Genomic DNA, 20,779 nt, shown 5'->3' with positions numbered 1-20,779 from the left:
GGGTCAAAACGGCCTGCCAGCACAACCGCACTACCACGAACAACAGCGTTGCGTTGCAGCGACGTTGGCCATAAAAAAACCTCCCTCGCGGCAAACCGCAAAGGAGGTTTTTGTTTTTAAAACGGCGAACGCTTTGCAGAACTAGAACTCTGCGCGACCTGCACCTTGACGTTTGGCTGCTTCGATCCCGGCACCGACAGAACGCAGCACGCCTTCACCGACGATAATGCGATTCGATTGACCGCGAGGAATCATGTTCGTGAGGATCAAAACGCGATCGGTCTGCTCGCTGTTGTTTGCAGAATCGATGACCGCGTCGACCACAGGATTGGAAACCTGCTTGCCTACGGCTTTGGCGAACGGCAGAACCGAAACGTACATTTGCCCCAATGGGCGTTTTGCACCGTCAGCATCTTCCGAAGAGGAATCGATCAGCTTCTTCAACGTTGCTTCAGGATCATTACCGGCGGCGTAGTACAACGCATCGGCTGAGGTTCCAAGCTTAATAACGAACTTGGGGCCGAGTGTTTTCTGGGCTTTATCGTCGTTGATTTCGATAACGATCGAATGCAAATCGACCTCTTTGTATTTCGATTCGTTGAAGGTGAATTTGGGTGCACGGGGGTCATTGGCAACTTTCCCAGCCAACTCTTTGACCATGCGTTCGATCTCCGCACCATCCGCAACGACGGCTCCACCCTTCAGCGATGGCTGATCGCCCGACAGATCCAGCTGCATACCGATATCTAGTTTGCCCTGTTTCATCGTGTCGACCGTCAAGTCAACAAAACGACGCACCAACAACATCAGTTCTTCTTTTTGGATGTCGCCCATGCGTTGGTCTTTATCCAGCTGCGCCTGCATCGCTTGCAGACTTTGTTCGATCGATGCTTCCGCTTGCTCGACAGCCTGCGGGCTGATCGAAGTTGACGCGTGGTAGTACATCGCTGCGTCCGAGGAAATCACCGAAGCAAATTTCGAGGGGAGTGACATCGTGTTGGCGTAGGTTTCAGCCAATTCACTTCCTTCAACCGCGGTGGAAACGATGTCAAAGAACAATCGTTCGCGTTCGGGCTGAATCGCAAACCCGACAAGCAAGGTGTCGGTAAACGCGATCTGATCCTGGATTTGCTGCAGGCTGCGTTCAGCCATCTCACGAGCATTGTCCATTTCCTCACCACCGCGACGAGCCATCCCTTGATCGAAACCTCGCTTCAAGTTTTCGATAAAGGCATTGCGTTGTTCGGGGCTGATTGCCTGAACATTCAACCGTACGGCGATATCGTAGATTTCCGGCAGGTTCCCCAGCAGGGCTGCGGGATCGTTAGCAGGTTCTTTGACGGCATCACGATTGGAGGATGCAAATGCCCACTTTCCTTTCTGCTTGATGTACAGAAGGCTGGGGCCGGCGGTGATCACCAACGTGTCGGGATCGCTCTCCAAAGCCTCTGCGGGCCCGGTCTGAGCTTCGATATTTTTGAGGAACATCTTGATGTCGTCACTTGGCAACATCAGGACGGGAACCATTTCGCCATCAACGACATTGACGGTGATCCCGATCGGACGTTCGGGATCGATTCCTGCGGTGTAGATATTTGCCATTCCAGCAAACATTCCCCCAACGGCTGGTTGCCCGACCGCTTCACTGACATACAGCAAACCGTCGCGGATTCCTCCGATCCCGGAAAGCGATACGACCAAGGCAGGTTGGTCGACTCCTTCCACAACGGATAAATCGGGAACTTCCGCTTTTGAATCCTGGTCGATAGCGACCTGGGCCAAGAGGTTCGAACTGCCCAGAACCAAACCAAACGCAAGCGTCCAGCTGCTCAATTTGGCGAATACGGAAAATGATCGACCTTGCATGCTACTCCGTCCTGTCAATGTTTTCTAAGAGATTTACAGGGCCCTGCGGCAGAGCCCCTAGCTATTAAACCAAATTCTAGCACCGTTGTTCACCCGCAAAGCCGGAAAGATACGAATCGTTACCACGAGTGAGATACAATGGAAACCTTATCTAGCCCCCCCTTCGCGGAGACCTAAACGTGAGAATGCTGCCCGTATTGTGCTTTCTGTTGCTCTTCTCAACGACGCCGGCCCTCGCAAAGGTCACGGAATCCCCCTTCGGGAAAACCGCAACGGGCGAAAAGGTTCAGCAATTTACCATTACAAATTCGCACGGACTTTCCGTCAATATCATCACTCGAGGGGCGACGCTTCAGTCGCTGATCGTCCCTGACAAAGAGGGCAAGCTAGAAGATATCCTGCTTGGCTTTGATTCCGTCGCCGGCTACGAATCAGAAGACAACCAGTACTTCAGCTGCACCGTCGGCCGCGTCTGCAATCGAATTGGCAATGCTCAATTCGAACTATTTGGGGAAACCTACAAACTGCATGCCAACGATGGAAACAACACCCTGCATGGTGGTGGGGCGAGGAGCTTGGACAAAGTGGTCTGGAAAGCTTCTCTTCCGGAGGATCAAGAAAACACGGTGGAACTGACCTACTTCAGTCCCGACGGAGAAGAAGGATTTCCGGGCAACGTCCATTTTTCGGTTCGCTACTCGCTGACAGAGAAAAACGCATTGGCGATTTCCTATAAAGCGACCACCGACATGGAAACGCCGATCAACATGACCAACCACGCGTACTTCAACCTGTCCGGAGCAGGTGCGGAGACGGTCCTTGACCATATCCTCCAGATCGATGCGGACCAGATCACGCCGACCGACGACGAATTGATCCCGACCGGAGAATTCGCCGACGTCGAAGGGACCGCTCTCGATTTCCGTGAACCAACGGTGATCGGAGAACGGATTGCGGCGGTCGATAAAACGGCCGCGATTGGCTACGACCACAACTGGGTCCTCAACCACCAAAACCGCGGGGTCCGCAAAGTTGCCACCCTGGAGCATCCAAGCAACGGGCGGATGATCCATGTGGTGACCGACCAACCGGGACTGCAGTTCTACAGCGGTAACTTCCTAAAAGGACAGGAGGGTAAAGGAGGAAAGACCTACGCACACCGAAGCGCCATCTGCCTGGAAACCCAGTTCTACCCCGACAGCGTCCACCACGAAGATTTCCCCTCCATCATTTTGGTTCCGGGGGAAACCTATTCGCAGACGACGCTCTATCAATTCAAAGTCAAGGAAGACTAGATGATGCCTGGAGCTTTGACATCGATTCCCTTGAGAGCCATCTTGAGGGAGTCTTTGTTTGGCGCCACAGCAAACGCGGTTGGCCGATCGATCAGTTCATCGTCGATCAACCCTTTGAGGCTCATGGTGAAGTCTTGCATCCCATCCTCTGCACCGATTCGAATCGCGTCGGGCAGCTTGCTATCCTGACCTTCTAGAACCAGTTTTCGGATCATCGGACTGAACGTCATGATCTCGCAAGTCGGAACCCGCGAGACGCCCGGTTTGATACTCCGCAGCAATTTCTGAGCAACGATTCCCTTCATGTTAAACGCGATCGCTGAGCGAATCGCTCCGTGCATTTCTTCGGGGAAGAGGTCCAAAATACGGCCGATTGTCGTCGATGCACTCGCTGCGTGAATCGTGCCAAAAACCAAGTGACCGGTTTCGGCCGCGTGGATCGCGGTCATAAACGTCTCTTCGTCTCGCAATTCCCCCACCAGAATGATGTCGGGGTCTTCACGCACAGCGTGCTTCATACCGACAGCAAAGTCGATCACGTCTTGACCGATTTCTCGCTGATTCACCAAACACTTGTCTTCGGTGTAAACAAATTCGATCGGATCCTCCAGCGTCAGAATATGTTTCCGATAGATGGAATTGATGTAATTCAACATCGACCCGATGGTTGTACTTTTCCCCGAACCGGTCACCCCAGCCAACAGCACCATGCCTTGTTCATAGTGGCACAAGGTTTCCACACTTGGCGGCAGGTAGAGGCCCTTGAAGTCGGGGATGAAGTTATTGATTCGCCGAGCGACCATCCCGATTTTGCCCAGCTGCTTCAGCAGGTTGACACGGAAACGCCAGGAGACCCCGTCGACGTCACAAACATACGCGAAGTCAGCCCCCCCCTCTTCCTCAAAGATATGCAGGTTCCGCTCATCCATCATCGGAACAAGCAAGTTGATCATTTCTTGATTGTCGACCGGTCCTCGGTTCAGCGGTTTCAGCTCGCCACCGACGCGGACCATCGGCGGGCGGTCGACCTTCATGTGAAGGTCAGACCCTTCCAATTTGACAAGCGCCCGAAAAATCTTGTCGATATCCAGCGGATCTCGTTTAACCGTCAGACTTTCCTTCAGACGCCGCACAATTGCGTCTCGGCCCCCCTCCATACCAGCGGTCGTTTTCGGGGCAGCGTTGGCTTTGGCAGCGTGAGCCATATTGGGACATCTCCAGAAGAGGATGAAAGAACAAGTTGTTTATGTGCAAAGGGAAGCGAACGCCCGGTCTTGCAAGCGTTCGGGCTTACAAGCGAACGGAAACTCCGGCCGCCCGCATCGAACGCTTGGTCTCTTCAATTGTAAACTGTCCAAAATGAAAAATACTGGCAGCCAGGGCTGCATCGGCTTTTCCAATCAAAATTGCATCGGTCAGGTGTTCCGGTTTTCCGGCCCCTCCGCTGGCAACGACCGGGATCGAGACCGCTTCGCTGACGGCGGCAGTCATTTCCAGGTCGTATCCGTCACGCGTTCCATCGGCGTCCATACAGGTCAGCACGATCTCGCCCGCCCCCAATCGTTCCACTTCCTGGGCCCACGCGACCGCTTCCAGGCCCGTCGGTTTGCGGCCCCCGTTGATGTGGACCTCCCAAACCTCTCGACCGTCTCGCTGAATTCGCTTGGGGTCGATGTTGACGACAATGCACTGGCTGCCGAAGCGATCGGCCGCACGGCGGACAAAATCGGGGTCGGTACAGGCCGTCGAATTGATGGAAACCTTGTCCGATCCAGCGGAAAGTAACGCTCGAACGTCGTCGATGGTGCGAATCCCCCCACCGACCGTCAGAGGCATGAAAACCTGCTCCGCCGTCCGGCGAACGACATCGATCATGATGTCCCGTTTCTCGTGACTGGCGGTAATATCCAGAAAAACCAATTCATCGGCCCCCTCCGCTTCGTAGCGCCGGGCCACCTCAACCGGATCCCCCGCATCGCGGAGATTGACAAAATTGGTCCCTTTAACAACGCGCCCCTGAGCAACATCGAGACAGGGGATGACACGTTTAGCAAGCATCTACAATCTTCCCAAATTATCCGGCACGCGAACGAAAAGGCTTCTGGCCCCAGGTCAAAATATCTGGCTGAAGAAAAGCCGGGTCCGGGCCAGTTTAACCACGCACGAAATCAATGACGAGGTGCCCCGCCGGGAGAGACGATTTAATCGGCCGGAACGGGTCAGCGTTCCGGTTTCGCACCAGCAAGCGAGGGCATACGCACAAGTGGCTGAGGATTCTTTCGAGAAAATCCGTTGATTGCTTAGAACCGGGAGTCAGCAGCCTGACTGCTCGGTTCGCCAGGCAGACTGCCTCCCCCATATTCCGGCCTCCACGCGTGATAAAGTCCGACGCCTGCTCGCGATTTTCTGCTGGGCGTTTACAAAGGAAGCGAAAAGTGCAACGCGGTGCCCGACGGTGTAGAATGCCACTATTCAGTTCCAATTTTGGGCCTCGAACAACCCATTACTTACCATCACCTCTTCCTCTTTTCGGCACAGGGCTGGACGAATAATGACGTCACAGAATCCATCTTCGAATAAATCACGCCGCTCTTTTCTGAAGAAATCGGCTGGCGCTGCCTCGGCCGCGGTGGCTGCCCCTTATTTCTTCACCGCACAAACAGCTCAGGGTGAAGAAACCGTTTCGAAAAATGACAAAGTGCCGATCGGTCTGATTGGGGCTGGAGGCATGGGCACGGGAAACATGCGTTCGGCAGCGAAATGGGTCGACGTCGTCGCTATCGCCGATGTGGATCAAAATCGTCTTCAAAAAGCCAACAAAGACCTCGGTGGCGGCAAAGCCGATCTCTACTCGGACTATCGCGAAATCCTGGAACGCGATGACATCAAGGCACTGCATATCGCCACGCCCGATCACTGGCACACCAAACCGCTGATCGAAGCCATGCTGGCAGGCAAGGACATCTACTGCGAAAAACCGCTGACCCTGACAATCGACGAAGGGAAACAGATTCGCAAAGTCCAAAAGGAAACAGGGCGAATCGTCCAGGTTGGGACTCAACAACGAAGTACCTTCCCGCTGTTCACCAAAGCGATGGCGATTGTTGCCGATGGACGCCTGGGACATATCCACAAGGTTCAAGCTGCCATCGGTGGAGCTCCGACCAGCAAGGCAATCCCGGTCGCCGATATCCCGGAAGGCCTCGACTGGGATCGCTGGCTTGGGCCGGCTCCGAAAGTCGACTACCGCCACGAAGGCAAAGCGACGAACTGCCATTACGAGTTCCGCTGGTGGTACGAGTACAGTGGCGGCAAGCTAACCGACTGGGGTGCCCATCACGTCGACATCGCAAACTGGGCTCTTAAATTGAACGGCCAGACCGCTGGCCCGCTTTCGATTGGCGGCTCAGTGCAGCACCCTGTCGAATTCGACGAAAACGGTTACCCGAAGCAAAACGATCGCTACAACACGGCAACCAAATTCCAGTTCGATGTCGCTTTCCCAGGTGGCACCGAAATGATCATCCGCGATGACACCGACAATGGCGTCATGATCGAAGGAGACAAAGGCCGAATCTTTGTCAATCGAGGCAAACTGGTTGGTGCTCCGGTCGACGCCCTCAAAGACAACCCGTTGCCCGAAGACGCCATCCAGAAGGTTTATAAAAACCTGCCAATGGTCGGCAACGCACGTGCCGCCCACTGGGCTTGTTTCCTGCACTGCCACAAAGAGGGATTGGAACCGATCTCCGACGTTCACTCTCACATGGAAATGTTGAACATCTGCCACTTGGCTGGCATCTCCGCTCGCTTCGGTGGACGGACCCTCAAGTGGGACGCCGCCAACGAACAGATCGTCGGTGACGATCAAGCGAATGCATTCCTCACAAGGAAGTACCGCGACGGATACGAGATCGAAGGCGTTTAATTCAACCGTCTAAGATCTATCTCACTATTGGTTAACGCAATTTGAGGTCGGTACCTCGACCTCAAATGCGCCCGCCGGGAAAGTGCCCGCATTTCGCGAGGGACGTGAAGTTTCTAGGGGACGGTTTTGTAGCCTTTCGCTCGGGATGTGCGATATATAAGTTGACGGTTTGACAGCAGCTGGCACCTGCCCAGACATCCAAGCGCCACGTCCCCTCGTCGGTTTACCCGACAGGAACGCAAGATTTGAAATTAGAGGTGGTTGTCCCCACGGTTTTCGCTTCCCGTTCGGATTGCCGCTGAAAGCGGCAATCCGAACGGGAAGCGTTTTTCTAGAGCCATGCGAACTAATTTCAAATCTTGGCTTCATGCCAGGCAAGCTGGCATGGGGCCTTTTCTCCCTGCCACACTCGCAACTTATTTATCGCGCGTCCCGAGCGATAACAGGCTTAAGGGGCGTTCTTTCCCGAGCGAAAGGCGACATAGGCTACCCGACATACGGGACGCTACGATCGGCCGTTTAAATACGTAAGACGATCTTGCCGATGTGTTCACCAGACTCCATTCGCTGGTGTGCGACGGCCGCTTCGGTCAGCGGAAACTCGGAATCGATCACGGGGGCTATTTTGGCGGCATCAAGCAGCGGCCAGACCTTCGTCAATAGTTCGTCTGCGATGCGGGCTTTCATCGCTTTGCTTTGCGGCCGCAGCGTGCTCCCCGTAATGGTCAGACGTTTTGACATCACACGCATCAAATCGATTTCACCCTTCGCCCCTTTCATAAAACCAATCTGCACCAAGCGTCCCTCCTCGGCCAACGCGTCGATGTTTCTAGGCACATAATCGCCGCCGACCATATCGAGAATAAGGTCAGCCCCTCCCGCGGCCTTGACGATCGCCACGAAGTCCTCTCGCTTGTAATCCATTGCCCGATCAGCCCCCAGTTCCCTACAGGCTTGGCATTTTTCAGCGGTTCCCGATGTTGTGAAAACCTCCGCCCCCAAAGCCTTCGCGATCTGAATCGCGGTCGTCCCAATTCCACTGGATCCGCCATGCAACAAGAACCGTTCACCCGGTTTCAATCCACCGCGCATCACAACGTTGGACCAGACGGTGAAATAGGTTTCAGGCAGGCAGGCTGCTGACTTCAAATCCATGTTTGTCGGCACCGGCAAACAATGGGACTCGGAAGTCACAGCGTATTGAGCGTAGCCACCTCCAGGCAGCAATGCACAGACCCAATCACCAAGCTTCCACCGTTGGCACCCGGTTCCCAATCCGACAATTTCGCCAGCAGCTTCCAAACCGGGCAGGTCGCTGGCATCAGGCGGCGGACGGTACTTCCCCGCCCGCTGCAATGCATCGGGACGGTTCACGCCCGCGTATGCGATTTTGATCAATACTTCGCCGGGGGCAGGCTTTGGAATCGGACGTTGACAAAGTTTGAAAACCTCGGGGCCACCCGCTTTCGTTATCTCCATCGCCTGCATCGAGTTCTCCGGTTCCACGGCTGGCATCCTTTCAAATTTGCAATCGGTTCCCCCATTAGTGCAAACATTCTAACTGTTTCACAGGCCGAATCGATGCCCGACATTTCAGCGAGTCGCGCGCCTATCTACAGCCACAATCGAGCGATTCGTGCCCGATTATTACAGCCGAAATAGAGCGGCGAAAAATCATCGCCTCCATCGACATCCCGCATGAGCCAGAATTGCAAGTAAAATATGGCTCACCGCCCGCCCCTCCCAGCACAAGATTCCATGCATACTTTACGAGCCCTCGTTGCCGCAGTTATTTTTTCCTGCGGAACCATTGCCCTGGCAGATTACCCGCTTCGCAACGCCGTGGAATGCCATCCGCGAGATGGTCTGCCAAACTTCCTGAGCAAAGTGGACGCAGGGGAAGAGGTCAAAGTGGCTTACCTGGGCGGCAGCATTACCGCAGCGCCGGGCTGGCGAGTCCAGTCGCTTGAGTGGATGCAGCAGCAATACCCCGAGGCATCGTTTGCGGGGATCCCTGCCGCGATCGGAGGCACCGGATCCGATCTTGGCGTGTATCGACTGGAACGAGACGCCCTACAGCACAACCCCGATCTGCTGTTCGTGGAATTTGCGGTCAATGATGGAAGCGCATCGCCCGAACAAATTCACAAGGCGATGGAAGGCATCGTGCGGCAAACCTGGTTGGCCAATCCACGCACCGACATCTGTTTCGTCTACACCTTAAACAAAAGCATGTTGCCGGACCTGCAAGCTGGCAAAATGCCACGGGCAGCCAGTGCCATGGAAGAACTGGCCGATCACTACGGCATTCCCTCCATCCACTTCGGCGTCGAGGTCGCGCGGATGGAGGCGGCTGGCGAGCTGATCTTCCAAGGCACTAAACCCAAAACCAACACCGAAGCAGACGCTGAAAAGCCGCTGCTATTTTCCACCGATGGCGTGCATCCGCTGATCGAAACCGGACATCCACTCTACGTGCAGGCGATCGCACGGTCATGGCCCAAATTGCAGCAGGTCGGTGACGAACCGGGCGATCACCGATTGGTAGATCCACTGCGAACGGATAACTGGCAGGACGCACACTTGGTTTCGATTCGTCCCGACATGTTAAGTGGCGGTTGGGAGAAATTGCCAACCGAGCATACGCTTTCCAAACGTTTCCAGCGCAACATGCCGGATCTGTATCAAGCTACCAAGCCGGGTGCCAAACTATCGTTTACGTTTACCGGAACGGCGGTCGGCGTATTCGATATCGTCGGCCCCGATGGTGGTTCGTTGAGCGTTCGGCTGGACGACGCCGAGCCATCGACGCGAAATCGAATCGATGGCTACTGCACCTACCACCGAATGTCCAAGCTGAATATCGGGACCGAGTTAACGCCCGGAACCCACAAAGTGGAGATCACGTTAACTCCGGAGAATCTGGACAAACATAAGATTCTGTTCGAACGCAATCGAGCAGACCTAGAGGCGCATCCTGAGAAGTATCAGGGAGAGACTTGGTACGTAGCAGCCTTGATGGTGATCGGTGAAGTTGAGTGAAGGAGTGAAGGAGTGAAGGAGTGAAGGAGTGAAGGAGTGAAGGAGTGAAGGAGTGAAGGAGTGAAGGAGTGAAGGAGACAAGGAGACAAGGAGACAAGGAGACAAGGAGACAAGGAGACAAGGAGACAAGGAGACAAGGAGACAAGGAGACAAGGAGACAAGGAGACAAGGAGACAAGGAGACAAGGAGACAAGGAGATAAGGAGATAAGGAGATAAGGAGATAAGGAGATAAGGAGAGAAGGAGAGAAGGAGAGAAGGAGAGAAGGAGAGAAGGAGAGAAGGAGAGAAGGAGAGAAGGAGAGAAGGAGAGAAGGAGAGAAGGAGAGAAGGAGAGAAGGAGAGAAGGAGAGAAGGAGAGAAGGAGAGAAGGAGAGAAGGAGAGAAGGAGATAAGGTGCCACTGAGACGTTGGGATTGCAGTCTGTGATTGCTGCGTTGATAGCTGGGATTTGCTCGTTTATGGATTTATCCCCTCAATAAGACCTAAGCACTCAACTCCGTGTCTCCGTGTCTCCGTGTCTCCGTGTCTCCGTGTCTCCGTGTCTCCGTGTCTCCGTGTCTCCGTGTCTCCGTGTCTCCCGACTCCCGACTCCCGACTCCCGACTCCCAACTCCCAACTCCCAACTCCCAACTCCCAACTCCCAACTCCCAACTCCCAACTCCCAACTCCCAACTCCCAACTCCCAACTCCCAACTCCCAACTCCCAACTCCCAACTCCCAACTCCCAACTCCCAACTCCCAACGGGTGGCGCGACGGAAACTGGTTGCTGGAACTGGAAGTTTTTTTTCGCCACCGATTGTCCGTTCACTATCCTTTCCCTTAATAATTGCGGGCTCGCGATCGATTGGTGCGACTTCGGTCGCTGAAGAGGTGGGCCTCCCCCTTTGACATCCAGGCGGATCGGGTACAGAATCAAGCCTGTTGGTGTGTGGCAAAGCGATGCCGCATAAGCAGCAGAAGCGAGTCACCTACAGCGCGGCGTAAGACTGAACGACCAACCTTTGGATTGGGTTCGGCTTGAATTGCCTGGCGGTGGCGGCCCTTGCGATGGGGAACCGTGAACCTGGTCAGGCCTTAACTGGAGCAGCCATAAGCGGGGTACCTTTGTGTGGGGGTCGCCTCCGGCAGGCAATTTTCTTTTTCGCAGTCCGCATTTCGACAGCAAATCCAATGGCCGATTCCGATCTGCAAAGTGACCCCAATTCTGATAAATACGTCGTGGTTGCACGACGTTACCGGCCCAAAAGTTTTGGCGAGCTGGTTGGCCAAGGTCACGTCGGACAAGCTCTAAAAAATGCGATTGAAACCAATCGTGTCGGACATGCCTACCTGTTCACGGGGGCTCGCGGGGTCGGAAAAACCAGCACCGCTCGGATTTTCGCTAAGGCACTGAACGCTCCCGAAGGGCCGACAGCCACTCCAGACAACGATAGCGACATCTCCCAGGCAATCGACGCAGGCGAAGATATCGATGTGCTGGAAATCGACGGAGCCAGCAATCGCGGAATCGATGAAATCCGCTCGCTAAGAGCCGGGGTTGGAGTCCGCCCCAGCCGTGCTCGCTACAAAATCTACATTATCGACGAAGTTCACATGCTGACGACAGCGGCGTTTAACGCGCTGCTGAAAACGCTTGAAGAGCCTCCCGAACACGTCAAATTCATTTTCTGCACGACCGATCCGGAAAAAATCCCGATCACCGTCCTGAGCCGCTGCCAGCGATTCGATTTTGCTCCGGTCCATGCCGACGAGATCATGGGCCGGCTGAGAGAAATCATCGATTCCGAAAAAGCGGAAGCGGATGACGAAGCTCTCCGCTTGCTGTCGCGCCGCGCCGCAGGATCGATGCGAGACAGCCAGTCACTGCTGGAGCAAGTGTTAAGCTTCAGTTCTGGCAAGCTGACCGTCGAAACCGTCCACAGCATGCTGGGGACGGCCGATGACCAGCGATTGCACGACCTGACGACCGCCCTCATCGAACGCGATGCAAAATCGGCGATTGAACAAGCCGACTTGGCGACTCAGGCCGGAGTCGACGCAGGCCAACTGGGGGAACAGTTACTCGGACACTTCCGCGACCTGTTGATCGCCACGGTGGGCTGCGAGCCCGCAATGCTCCGGTTCTGCAGCGAATCGATGCACGATGAACTGAAAAAACGAGGTTCCTCGTGGGGCGTGGCGACCATCCTCGCTGTCGTTTCCCTGCTGGATCAGACATTGGTTCGGATTCGACAAAGCGTTCACGGGCGAGTGCTGCTTGAAATCGCTTTGATCCAGATCTGTCAGCTCCCCGACCTGCAGCGGATGGCGGATTTGATGGCGGGTGTGAAACAGAGCACGCCTGCCCGCATTTCTGCGACAGGCGAAAAAAAAAAGTCTGAACCGCTAGCAGCCGCTCCGGCGGCCAGCACTCCCGCCACCGCTCAGCCAGCCGCGGCAGATGCACCAGCTTCGGTTCCAGAGCTATCGCAGCAAGCGGAAATCCCGAAGGAACCGCAGGCTCAGCCAGAGAGCACCGCTCCAGCAGAAACCGCAGCGGCGCAAACTGCTCCAGCGCAAACCGCAGTTGCAACTCCGGCAACCGCACCTGCGATTGCCGCTACCCAGGCACCGCCCACGACTCCGCCGGCCCCCACCACTCCGCCGGCAGCCCTCTCTGCACCGCCCCCTCCTTCCATCGAAAATCTTGGGCCCGCGGACGTTTCGGAACCGGTCGGCGCGACGCCTCAGACAATTGGAACCTCCAAACCACCTCCACCCCGTGTGGAACCGGCCGCTACGCCAGCTCCCGCCGCAGCGACCGCCAGCGAGACGCCGAAAGCACCATCGCCCCCCAAAGAGCTGCCCACGTCCTATCCTCCCCCGGAATGGACCCCCGCAGGAGTCTTGGTGCTCTGGAAGCGTTCAATTGAAAGGCTGGACGATCTGACGGCGGACCTTGCGCGCCAATACAGCAAGGTGGAACTGGTCGAAGAGGGCCGAATCCGGGTCCTTTTTCCAGCCGATTTGAAACTGACGAAATCCCGTTGCGACAAACCAGAACAAAAAAGTAAGCTAGAAGAGGCTTTAGCAGTCGTCGCGGCACGCCATGTGCTGATAGAATCAGGCTTCGACAAAAATGTGGTTTCCCAGCCGCGAGCTCAACCGGTCAGTACATCGGCGGAGCGTAAGCAGAGACACCGGGGACTGCAGACGGACCCATATGTCAAGAAGTGCATGGAATTGTTTGATTTAGAAGTCGTTCGGGTCGACGACCCGCGCCCCTCTTAGTTGCAGCTCGGTACCCCATAAGGACGTCGATGTTTAAGTTTGGAAATCTGGCAGCCATGATGGGCAATTTGCAAAAATTGCCACAAGCGATCACCGAGATGACCGCTCGACTGCAGGAGGAACGCTTTGAGGTCGAAATCGACCAAGGGATCGTCGTGGCTCAGTTCAACGGGATCGGCGAGATGGTATCGATCGATTTCGATGGTCAAGCGCACGAGAGTGGCGTATTGCAAGAAGCGGTGAAAGCGGCGGCCAGCGAAGGCCACATGATTGGAAAGCAGCGATATGCCGCTGCGATGCAGGAAGTGGCGGCCGGCTTGAAACTGGATGGGTTGCCGGGTCTCGATGGTGCACTCGCCTCTTTGACGGGTGGGCAATAGGCTGTGTTTTCCCAAGAATCGGGAGCCGTTGTCGAACTGGTCGACCAACTTGGAAGGTTACCTGGAATCGGTCGCAAATCGGCCGAAAGGCTGGCCTATCACTTGCTCCGCGTCCCCAAATCCGAAGCTTTGGCATTGGCCGCTTCGATCACCAATGTTCGTGAGAACGTTCGCTACTGCGAAACCTGTTTTAATTTATCGGAGGGGCCAGCCTGCGAGATCTGTCGCAACCCGAATCGCGATAAATCCAGGTTGTGCATTGTGGAACAGCCTCGCGATTTAATGTCCCTGGAACAGGCAGGCGTCTATCAAGGTCTGTATCATGTACTCTTGGGCCGGATCGCTCCACTGGATGGAATTGGCCCTGACCAACTGACAATCGATCCGCTAATCGATCGCGTTCGGACAGGAAATTTCAACGAAGTGATCATGGCGACGAATCCGACCCTGGAGGGAGATGGAACGTCTCTGTTTATCTCCAATCTGTTAAGCGAGTATCCCGTCGAGGTGACTCGACTGGCTCGCGGCATCACTTCGGGCAGTATCCTCGAATATGCCAACAAAGAAATCTTGGCCGACGCCCTCACGGGACGCCAAAAACTGTAGTTCGCTTGCCTCACTTTTCTGCCCTCGGACGAATCGCTTTAGAATCTTCCGCAAGGGCATTGGTGTTCACAATATTTAACTGGAGTCCACTCTGATGCGCATGTCGATGGGGCTAGAAGCCCGGCAACTGCAAGTTCAGAAGATTGCCCCGCGGATGATCCAGTCAATGGAAATCCTGCAGCTCCCGACGCTTGCTTTGCAGGAGCGAATCGAGCAAGAAATCAACGAGAATCCTCTGCTTGAAATCCAGGAGAGCGATCCGTTGGCTCCGGACGAGAGCGACGATTCCAACGAACCCTCCGCCGACACTCGTGCCGAATCGGAAAAAGAACTGGTCGTCGATAACGACCACGACAACAAAGATGATTTCGAACGTTTGCTGAACATGGACGGCGAACTGCCGAACACTTTTGACGATTCGTTTCGACGGTCCAGCAACCGCATCCAGGAAGAAGGCGATCGCCGCCATGACCTGATGGCGAACGCAGAAATGCGTCCCGAATCGCTAAATGATTTCCTCCTGCATCAACTGGCGGAAATGGACATCGATGATCGCGTCGAACAGATGGCCGAGCGAATCATCAGCACGCTTGATGCACGCGACGGTGGCTATTTAAGAATGCCCCTCAATGACTTGCTGCCAGCCAACCACACCAAAGAAGACCTGGAACTGGCTCAGGAAGCGTTGGCGGTTGTGCAGTCCCTAGAACCAAACGGTATCGCTGCCCGCGACCTGCGTGAGTGCTTGCTCCTACAACTGACGCCGGACCTGCCGTACTACGAAGAGATGAAAACGCTGATCAGCGGGCATCTTCAGGATTTGGCCGAAAACCGAATGCCGATCATCCAGCGGAAATCAGGGTTGACGATCGACGCCATCCAGGCCGCCAGGGAGACGATGCACAAACTGAACCCGAAACCGGGAAACGCCTTCACCAAAACCTACGTTCCCAACGTCACTCCCGACGTCATCGTTGAACAGGACGAAGACGGGAAATACAAAGTCCGCTTGGATGATGACCGCGTCCCTCAGTTGTACATCAGCGAATACTACCGAAAACGCCTGCAAGACCCAACCAGCACCGATGAAGAACGAGAATTCATCAAAAAGAAAATCAACGGAGCCCAATGGTTGATCGATTCGATCGAACAACGTCGTAGCACCTTGACGAAAGTCGCCGAAGCGATCGTCGAACACCAAAAACGATTCCTCGATGAAGGCCCCGAAGCGATTGAACCGCTGAAAATGCAGCAGATCGCCGACAAGGTCGGGGTGCACGTGACCACCGTCAGCCGAGCGGTCGACGATAAATGGGTGCAGACGCCCAGGGGCATCTTGCCGATGAAACGGTTTTTCGTCGGCGGGACCCAAAACGAAGATGGCGAAGATGTTGCCTGGGATACGATCCGCCTGAAACTGCAAACCGTCATCGACAAAGAAGACAAAAGCAAACCACTAAGCGATGAAGATCTAGTCGAAGAATTGGGGAAAGCGGGCATGACCGTTGCTCGCCGAACCGTCACCAAATACCGTAAAAAAATGGGAATCCCCAGTAGTCGTCAGCGACGCGATTGGTCTTTGGTGAAAAAGTAACGCTGATACCCGCCCTCCTTTCCCGAGCCTGCCCGAGATTCACGATGCACAACCTTTCCTACCGCCGCCCCGCGTTCCTGCTTGCCTTTGGCTTGATGCTCTGCGCGCCCCTCGCGTTTGCGGATACCTGGACCGACAGCACGGGCAAGTACCGCGTTGAAGGGACGTTTGAGAGCCTTGAAAACGGAGTCGTCCATATTCGCACTCCGGAAGGCAAACTCCTGTCCGTTCCACTGAACCGGCTGGATGCAGCTAGCGCGGCCCTGGCGAAACAGAACCAAGCTAAAATGGCTCCAGCAAATCCTGGAACCGCAAATGGAGCGACGAAGCCCGCCGGAAATGCAACCGCCGCCCAATCAAAACTGGGGCCAAACCCAACCGCTGCCGAAACCGCTCAGGTCGTTAGCCAAGCGGCCGCCGATTTCGATCTGGTCACGCTATGGGACAGCATGCCACCGACCTATCAGCAGGATGTCGCCGCCACGGTCCGCCTTCAAGTCGCGGCAGTAAATGCGAACACCTGGAACGGGATCAAAAATTTGATCCAGCAACTGGGGACGATCCTGCAAACCAAGCAGGAACTGATGATGAACAATCCGACGCTTCAAGCAATCTTGCCCGCAGACCCCAAAACCAACCAGACACTCGCCGCGTCAGGCGATCTGCTGTTGGCGATCTCCAGCAGCCCTTTGACCGACCGTCAAGCCATGCTGGAATTCGATACTTCCACTCTCCTGGCTGAAGATTTTAGCGATATCCGCTCGGCCTTCCAGAAACTGTCGACGTCCGCCGGTGATCTGCAGGGGACTCCATTCACCGGGATGGCAGACGTCCCTAAAGTGGTCGTCCTTTCAGAAACCGACAACGAAGCGATGGTCCAAATCACCGCAGGTGAAAAGGTGACCGAACAGGCTTTCACCAAGGTTGAAAACCGCTGGGTCCCCGCCGACATGGCGGCCAACTGGAAAGAATCGATCGCCGAAGCTCAAGCGACGGCTGAAAAACTGAAGACACCAGAAGGTCAGCAGCAAATGGCTCAGATCAACATGGGACTGATGGTGGTGGGGGCTCCTGTTCAACAACTGGCAGCCGCCCAAACCCAAGAGCAGTTTGACCAAGTGATCGAATCGGTCCAGCAGATGGTCGGTTCGATGATGCCGAAGCCCGGCCAGTAAGTTTTCGTGGCTGACCAACTGCCTTGCCAACGCCCTACGTTCGCCCAGACCCACGACAGGCTCTGGCGAGCGTAGCTACCACGGTGGCGGCTTGAGGTGGTGCCGGTTTTGGGGGCCACCGGGAAGCTTGCGCCGCTCATGCGGCGGCTTCGTACTGTGTCGGCGTGAGGTAGCCGAGAGATGAATGTCGGCGATCGGTGTTGTAGTACTGGATGTACTCAGTCAACTCGCGTTTTGCGATCGCCATACTCAGGTATTCGGCCATACCCATTTCAGTCTTGAGAGTTCCGAAGCATGATTCCATAAATGCATTGTCGTAGCAGTCGCCCGCACGACTCATGCTCTGTCGCATTGATGCACGAGAGAGAATTCCACGATACCGCTTTCCTGCATATTGGCCACCACGGTCAGTGTGGTGAATCAATCCTGCCGAAGGCTGCACAGCTCGAATCGATCGCTGAAGAGCTGTCACAGCGAGTTGTTCAGTCATGTCATCGCGGAAATCCCATCCAACAATCCGGCGTGAATAGCGATCCATCAGCGTGGCAAGATATCCAAAACCAATACCATCGACGGGAATGTACGTAATGTCGCCTACCCAAAGTTGACCAAAGGTGGTCGGTTCTAGCAGATCCAGCAAAAGGTTAGGACTGTACCCAAGCCGATGTCGACTTTCGGTGGTTCGCGGCTTAAACGATTTCGGCTGAATCGCGCGAAGTCCTGCATCTTCCATGAGTTTTGACACTCTGCGACGGCCGCAATGAATGTCCATTGTCTTCAGTTCCTCAACGATTCGACGGCTGCCATAGCGGCGTTTATGCTTTCGGAAGACCGCAGTGACGATCGGCAGTAACGCGGCATCAGACTCATCGCGCTCCGAGCCTCCGGAACGCTGCCAGGCTTGAAAGGAAGACCGATTGAGCGATAGGAAATCACAGACCTCTCGCTCGGATGCTATCTGCAGCTGGACAATCGACGCGGCAGCGGGATAGATTTCGGCTACTCGTTGCGGCCGAAAATGATTAACGCTTTTTTTAAGACGTCGCGCTCCCGCTCGACGCGACGCAACTGATTCTCCAGCTCTTTGACCCGATCATCCATCGCGTCGGCCACCGGGCCTGCGGCTGTCAACTGCTGCTGTTTCCACCGACGGACGATGGTTGGGCAGGTAATGCCCAGACGTTCTGCCACCGACTTTGCGGAGTGCCCATCGAGGAGCATTTGAACTGCCTCTCGCTTAAAGTCTTCATCGTAAACCCGTCGCGTTTTTGCTTTCTTGGCCATCCATGATCCCCAGGAGCTTGTGGTTGATAGTCATACCAAATTTTTAGCTTCCTGGTGGCCCCCAAAACCGGCACCACCTCAGCTTAGCTTGTTTGGGGCGACAGGTAGCTTGCTTTAAAATCATCCCAAGGGCGAGTATTGGCGACGTCGTTCGCCGCCAATCCGCCACGCCTGCCTTGCAAGACTCCGTACTGCATCACATCCAGCCCATCGATACTGTGCGCGTCGGTGCTGATGACGATCGGAACACCGGCTCGGCGAGCGGCAGCTAAGTGCACTTCATTCAGATCTAACCGTGCCGGATTGGCATTCAGTTCCAGCATTTTGCCATGATCGGCGGCGGCCTGAATGACGGCTTCCATGTCGACGTCGTAGGGTGGTCGACGATTGATCAGGCGGCCCGTCGGATGAGCGATGATATTGACGGAGGGATGAGCCAGGGCTCCAAGAATTCGGTCGGTGATCTGTTCTCTCGGTTGTTTCTGGCCGTAATGGATACTGGCGATAATCCAGTCCCCTTCCGCCAAACAATCATCGGGCAAATCCATCCGTCCGTCTTCGAGAATATCACATTCAATTCCCTTCAGGATTTGTAGGCGGCCCTCATATTCCGGACGGATCTGTTCGATCAGTTTCCACTGCGCTCGCAGGCGATCGGGATCCAATCCCCCTGCCATCGCAACCCGCTGCGAATGGTCGGTGATCGCGATGTACTGCAAACCTCGCTCAACGGCGGCGTCCGCCATTTCACGAATCGTCGCCTGCCCATCGGTTTCTGTGGTATGCATGTGCAGGTCGCCAAGGATCTGCGGCAATGTGATCAATTCGGGCAGCGGTCCATCCTCAGCCCACTGAAATTCAAAACGTGCTTCACGGATTTCCGGCGGGAAACAGGGCAGATCGAGGGCAGCGTAAATCGATTCTTCGGTTTCTCCTGCGATCGGTTCTTCGCTTCCATCGCGGAACAGGCCGTACTCATTGATTTTCATCCCGCGTTGTTTCGCCAACGAACGCAGCTTCACGTTGTGCTCTTTCGATCCCGTAAAATACTGCAGCGCCGCTCCAAACTGAGAGGCTTCAACGATTCGCATGTCGACCTGGAACGCATTGCCAACTCGAATCGAGATTTTTGTGTCACCACGGAGAATCGTTTCGGTCCTAGACGGGAAACTTTCCAGATGGTCCATCGCGGCAGCTCGATCAGTCGCAACCGCCAACAGATCAACATCGCCCACCGTTTCGCGGCCTCGGCGATAGCTGCCGGCCGGCTCCAGACGCTCCAACCCAAGGCAACTCTTCATGTGCCTTAGCAAGCGTTGCACGATTTCGTCCGCGTTGACCCAACGCAAGCGTTCGTTGGCCGCCTGAGCGATCTCCAGGCCTTCAAGGATCATCTGCTGGGTCTTTGCTCCAAAACCTTTCAGACCTTTGACCTTCCCCTGTCGGCAGGCGTCCCCCAACTGCTGAAGGTTTTCGATTCTCAGTTCGCGGTGCAGGGCGGCCGCTTTTTTAGCCCCCAGTCCGGGAACTCGGACCATTTCCAGGACGCTGACCGGAATCTCTTCACGCAGTGCATCCAATTGCGGAAGGCTTCCACTTTCCAGCAACACCTGCGATTTTTCCGCGAGGGTTTTCCCGATCCCTGGCAGGTCTGCCAACTTTCGATCCTTGTCGGCGAGGATGGCGGCGACCGATTCATCAAGGTCAAGGATCGCCCGTGCACCGTTGCGGTAAGCTCGAATTCGAAACGGATTTTCGCCTTTGAATTCTAGCAAGTCCGCCAATTCATCGAAGACTGCCGAAATCTGTGCGTTGTCCATCACCCACCGTCCACTATCGAGAATCGTCTAGAACTACAAATTGCTGTCGAACACGCGAACCTGAGCCCAGGTGGGCTTGTTCTTTTCGATGAATTCCAGATGCCGCGGATGCGTTTGGTAAACGTCGTGCGCTTCACGAGACTCGTACGTCACCTGCAGGGAAACGTGGAAGGTCTGGTCATTCACTGGACGCAACAGGTCTGGGGTGCGGCGTCCGACCAGGAAGGAAGTGCACCCATCGTGCCCATCCAGGTAATGATTGCAGTCATTCACCAACGCGTCGATTGCTTCGGGGCTGCTGTCGTGCAGCGTAAAAAATACGTAGTGAGCGAGTCCGGCCATCGTTTCGATTCACCTAAAAGAGCGAAGAAAATGCGAGTGATTCTGGGCTGATATTAAAACGGCCTTTCCAATGGTCGTATAGACCTCCCATTCCGACCATGATTTCCAGGGATTCGGAATGGGGAGTGGAGCCGTCAATTTTGGGGGTGCGCGACGAATGCACGTTTTCTTCACC

Annotated in this window: 16 protein-coding genes and 1 other RNA gene; 9 read left to right on the top strand and 8 right to left on the bottom strand. The window is 55.2% G+C overall.

Going from position 1 to position 20,779, the window contains the following annotated elements; genetic code table 11:
- Positions 1-141: 141 nt before the first annotated feature.
- Complete coding sequence (locus FF011L_RS07050) at positions 142-1,866, bottom strand: hypothetical protein (RefSeq protein WP_145350945.1); 1,725 nt, start codon at positions 1,864-1,866, stop codon at positions 142-144.
- 185 nt (positions 1,867-2,051) lie between these two features.
- Between FF011L_RS07050 and FF011L_RS07045 the strand changes: the two genes are divergently transcribed.
- The gene (locus FF011L_RS07045; RefSeq protein WP_246109897.1) at positions 2,052-3,161 is read left to right on the top strand and encodes an aldose epimerase family protein; all 1,110 of its coding nucleotides are present in this window, start codon (positions 2,052-2,054) and stop codon (positions 3,159-3,161) included.
- Here the strand turns inward: FF011L_RS07045 and FF011L_RS07040 are convergent.
- Both FF011L_RS07040 and hisF read right to left on the bottom strand, forming a co-directional pair.
- Positions 3,158-4,318, bottom strand: a complete 1,161-nt coding sequence (locus FF011L_RS07040) for a type IV pilus twitching motility protein PilT (RefSeq protein ID WP_246109896.1) — start codon at positions 4,316-4,318, stop codon at positions 3,158-3,160. The two genes, FF011L_RS07045 and FF011L_RS07040, sit on opposite strands and share 4 nt — an antisense overlap.
- Positions 4,319-4,451: 133 nt before the next feature.
- Positions 4,452-5,219 carry an imidazole glycerol phosphate synthase subunit HisF gene (hisF, locus tag FF011L_RS07035; protein ID WP_145350942.1) on the bottom strand — a complete coding sequence of 256 codons (768 nt, stop codon included), beginning with the start codon at positions 5,217-5,219 and terminating at the stop codon, positions 4,452-4,454.
- 493 nt (positions 5,220-5,712) lie between these two features.
- Here hisF and FF011L_RS07030 point away from each other — a divergent pair, with 493 nt between their 5' ends.
- The gene (locus FF011L_RS07030; protein WP_145350941.1) at positions 5,713-7,089 is read left to right on the top strand and encodes a Gfo/Idh/MocA family protein; all 1,377 of its coding nucleotides are present in this window, start codon (positions 5,713-5,715) and stop codon (positions 7,087-7,089) included.
- Between the two features lie 519 nt (positions 7,090-7,608).
- Here FF011L_RS07030 and FF011L_RS07025 read toward each other — a convergent pair.
- A complete protein-coding gene (locus tag FF011L_RS07025; RefSeq protein ID WP_218933063.1) occupies positions 7,609-8,595 on the bottom strand; it encodes an NAD(P)H-quinone oxidoreductase in 987 nt (328 codons plus the stop codon).
- 252 nt (positions 8,596-8,847) lie between these two features.
- Between FF011L_RS07025 and FF011L_RS07020 the strand changes: the two genes are divergently transcribed.
- From FF011L_RS07020 to FF011L_RS06985, 7 genes are all read left to right on the top strand, one after another.
- Positions 8,848-10,131 carry an SGNH/GDSL hydrolase family protein gene (locus FF011L_RS07020; protein WP_145350940.1) on the top strand — a complete coding sequence of 428 codons (1,284 nt, stop codon included), beginning with the start codon at positions 8,848-8,850 and terminating at the stop codon, positions 10,129-10,131.
- Positions 10,132-11,164: 1,033 nt separating this feature from the next.
- Positions 11,165-11,259, top strand: an RNA gene (gene ffs / locus FF011L_RS07010) — signal recognition particle sRNA small type.
- 44 nt (positions 11,260-11,303) lie between these two features.
- Positions 11,304-13,403 carry a DNA polymerase III subunit gamma/tau gene (dnaX, locus tag FF011L_RS07005; protein WP_145350939.1) on the top strand — a complete coding sequence of 700 codons (2,100 nt, stop codon included), beginning with the start codon at positions 11,304-11,306 and terminating at the stop codon, positions 13,401-13,403.
- Between the two features lie 29 nt (positions 13,404-13,432).
- Positions 13,433-13,783: a YbaB/EbfC family nucleoid-associated protein gene (locus FF011L_RS07000; protein WP_145350938.1), complete on the top strand. Its 351-nt coding sequence runs from the start codon at positions 13,433-13,435 to the stop codon at positions 13,781-13,783.
- A gap of 3 nt (positions 13,784-13,786) precedes the next feature.
- Positions 13,787-14,389, top strand: a complete 603-nt coding sequence (gene recR, locus FF011L_RS06995) for a recombination mediator RecR (protein WP_145350937.1) — start codon at positions 13,787-13,789, stop codon at positions 14,387-14,389.
- 94 nt (positions 14,390-14,483) lie between these two features.
- The gene (gene rpoN / locus FF011L_RS06990) at positions 14,484-15,983 is read left to right on the top strand and encodes an RNA polymerase factor sigma-54 (protein WP_145350936.1); all 1,500 of its coding nucleotides are present in this window, start codon (positions 14,484-14,486) and stop codon (positions 15,981-15,983) included.
- 44 nt (positions 15,984-16,027) lie between these two features.
- Positions 16,028-17,158 (top strand): SHD1 domain-containing protein, encoded by a 1,131-nt coding sequence (locus FF011L_RS06985; RefSeq protein WP_145350935.1) that lies wholly within the window; start codon positions 16,028-16,030, stop codon positions 17,156-17,158.
- A 136-nt stretch (positions 17,159-17,294) separates the two neighbouring features.
- On the opposite strand, the gene FF011L_RS06980 is transcribed toward FF011L_RS06985, so the two are convergent.
- From FF011L_RS06980 to FF011L_RS06970, 4 genes are all read right to left on the bottom strand, one after another.
- Positions 17,295-18,152 carry an IS3 family transposase gene (locus FF011L_RS06980; RefSeq protein WP_246109931.1) on the bottom strand — a complete coding sequence of 286 codons (858 nt, stop codon included), beginning with the start codon at positions 18,150-18,152 and terminating at the stop codon, positions 17,295-17,297.
- A 5-nt stretch (positions 18,153-18,157) separates the two neighbouring features.
- Entirely contained in the window at positions 18,158-18,442 is a 285-nt protein-coding gene (locus FF011L_RS26775; protein ID WP_246109524.1) for a transposase, read from the bottom strand.
- Positions 18,443-18,525: 83 nt separating this feature from the next.
- Positions 18,526-20,262, bottom strand: a complete 1,737-nt coding sequence (gene polX / locus FF011L_RS06975) for a DNA polymerase/3'-5' exonuclease PolX (RefSeq protein WP_145350934.1) — start codon at positions 20,260-20,262, stop codon at positions 18,526-18,528.
- A gap of 33 nt (positions 20,263-20,295) precedes the next feature.
- Positions 20,296-20,604 carry a Dabb family protein gene (locus tag FF011L_RS06970; protein ID WP_145350933.1) on the bottom strand — a complete coding sequence of 103 codons (309 nt, stop codon included), beginning with the start codon at positions 20,602-20,604 and terminating at the stop codon, positions 20,296-20,298.
- Positions 20,605-20,779: the final 175 nt, after the last annotated feature.

Source organism: Roseimaritima multifibrata, assembly GCF_007741495.1.
Taxonomy (GTDB): Bacteria; Planctomycetota; Planctomycetia; order Pirellulales; family Pirellulaceae; genus Roseimaritima; species Roseimaritima multifibrata.
This window is presented reverse-complemented; position numbering and strand designations above follow the sequence as displayed.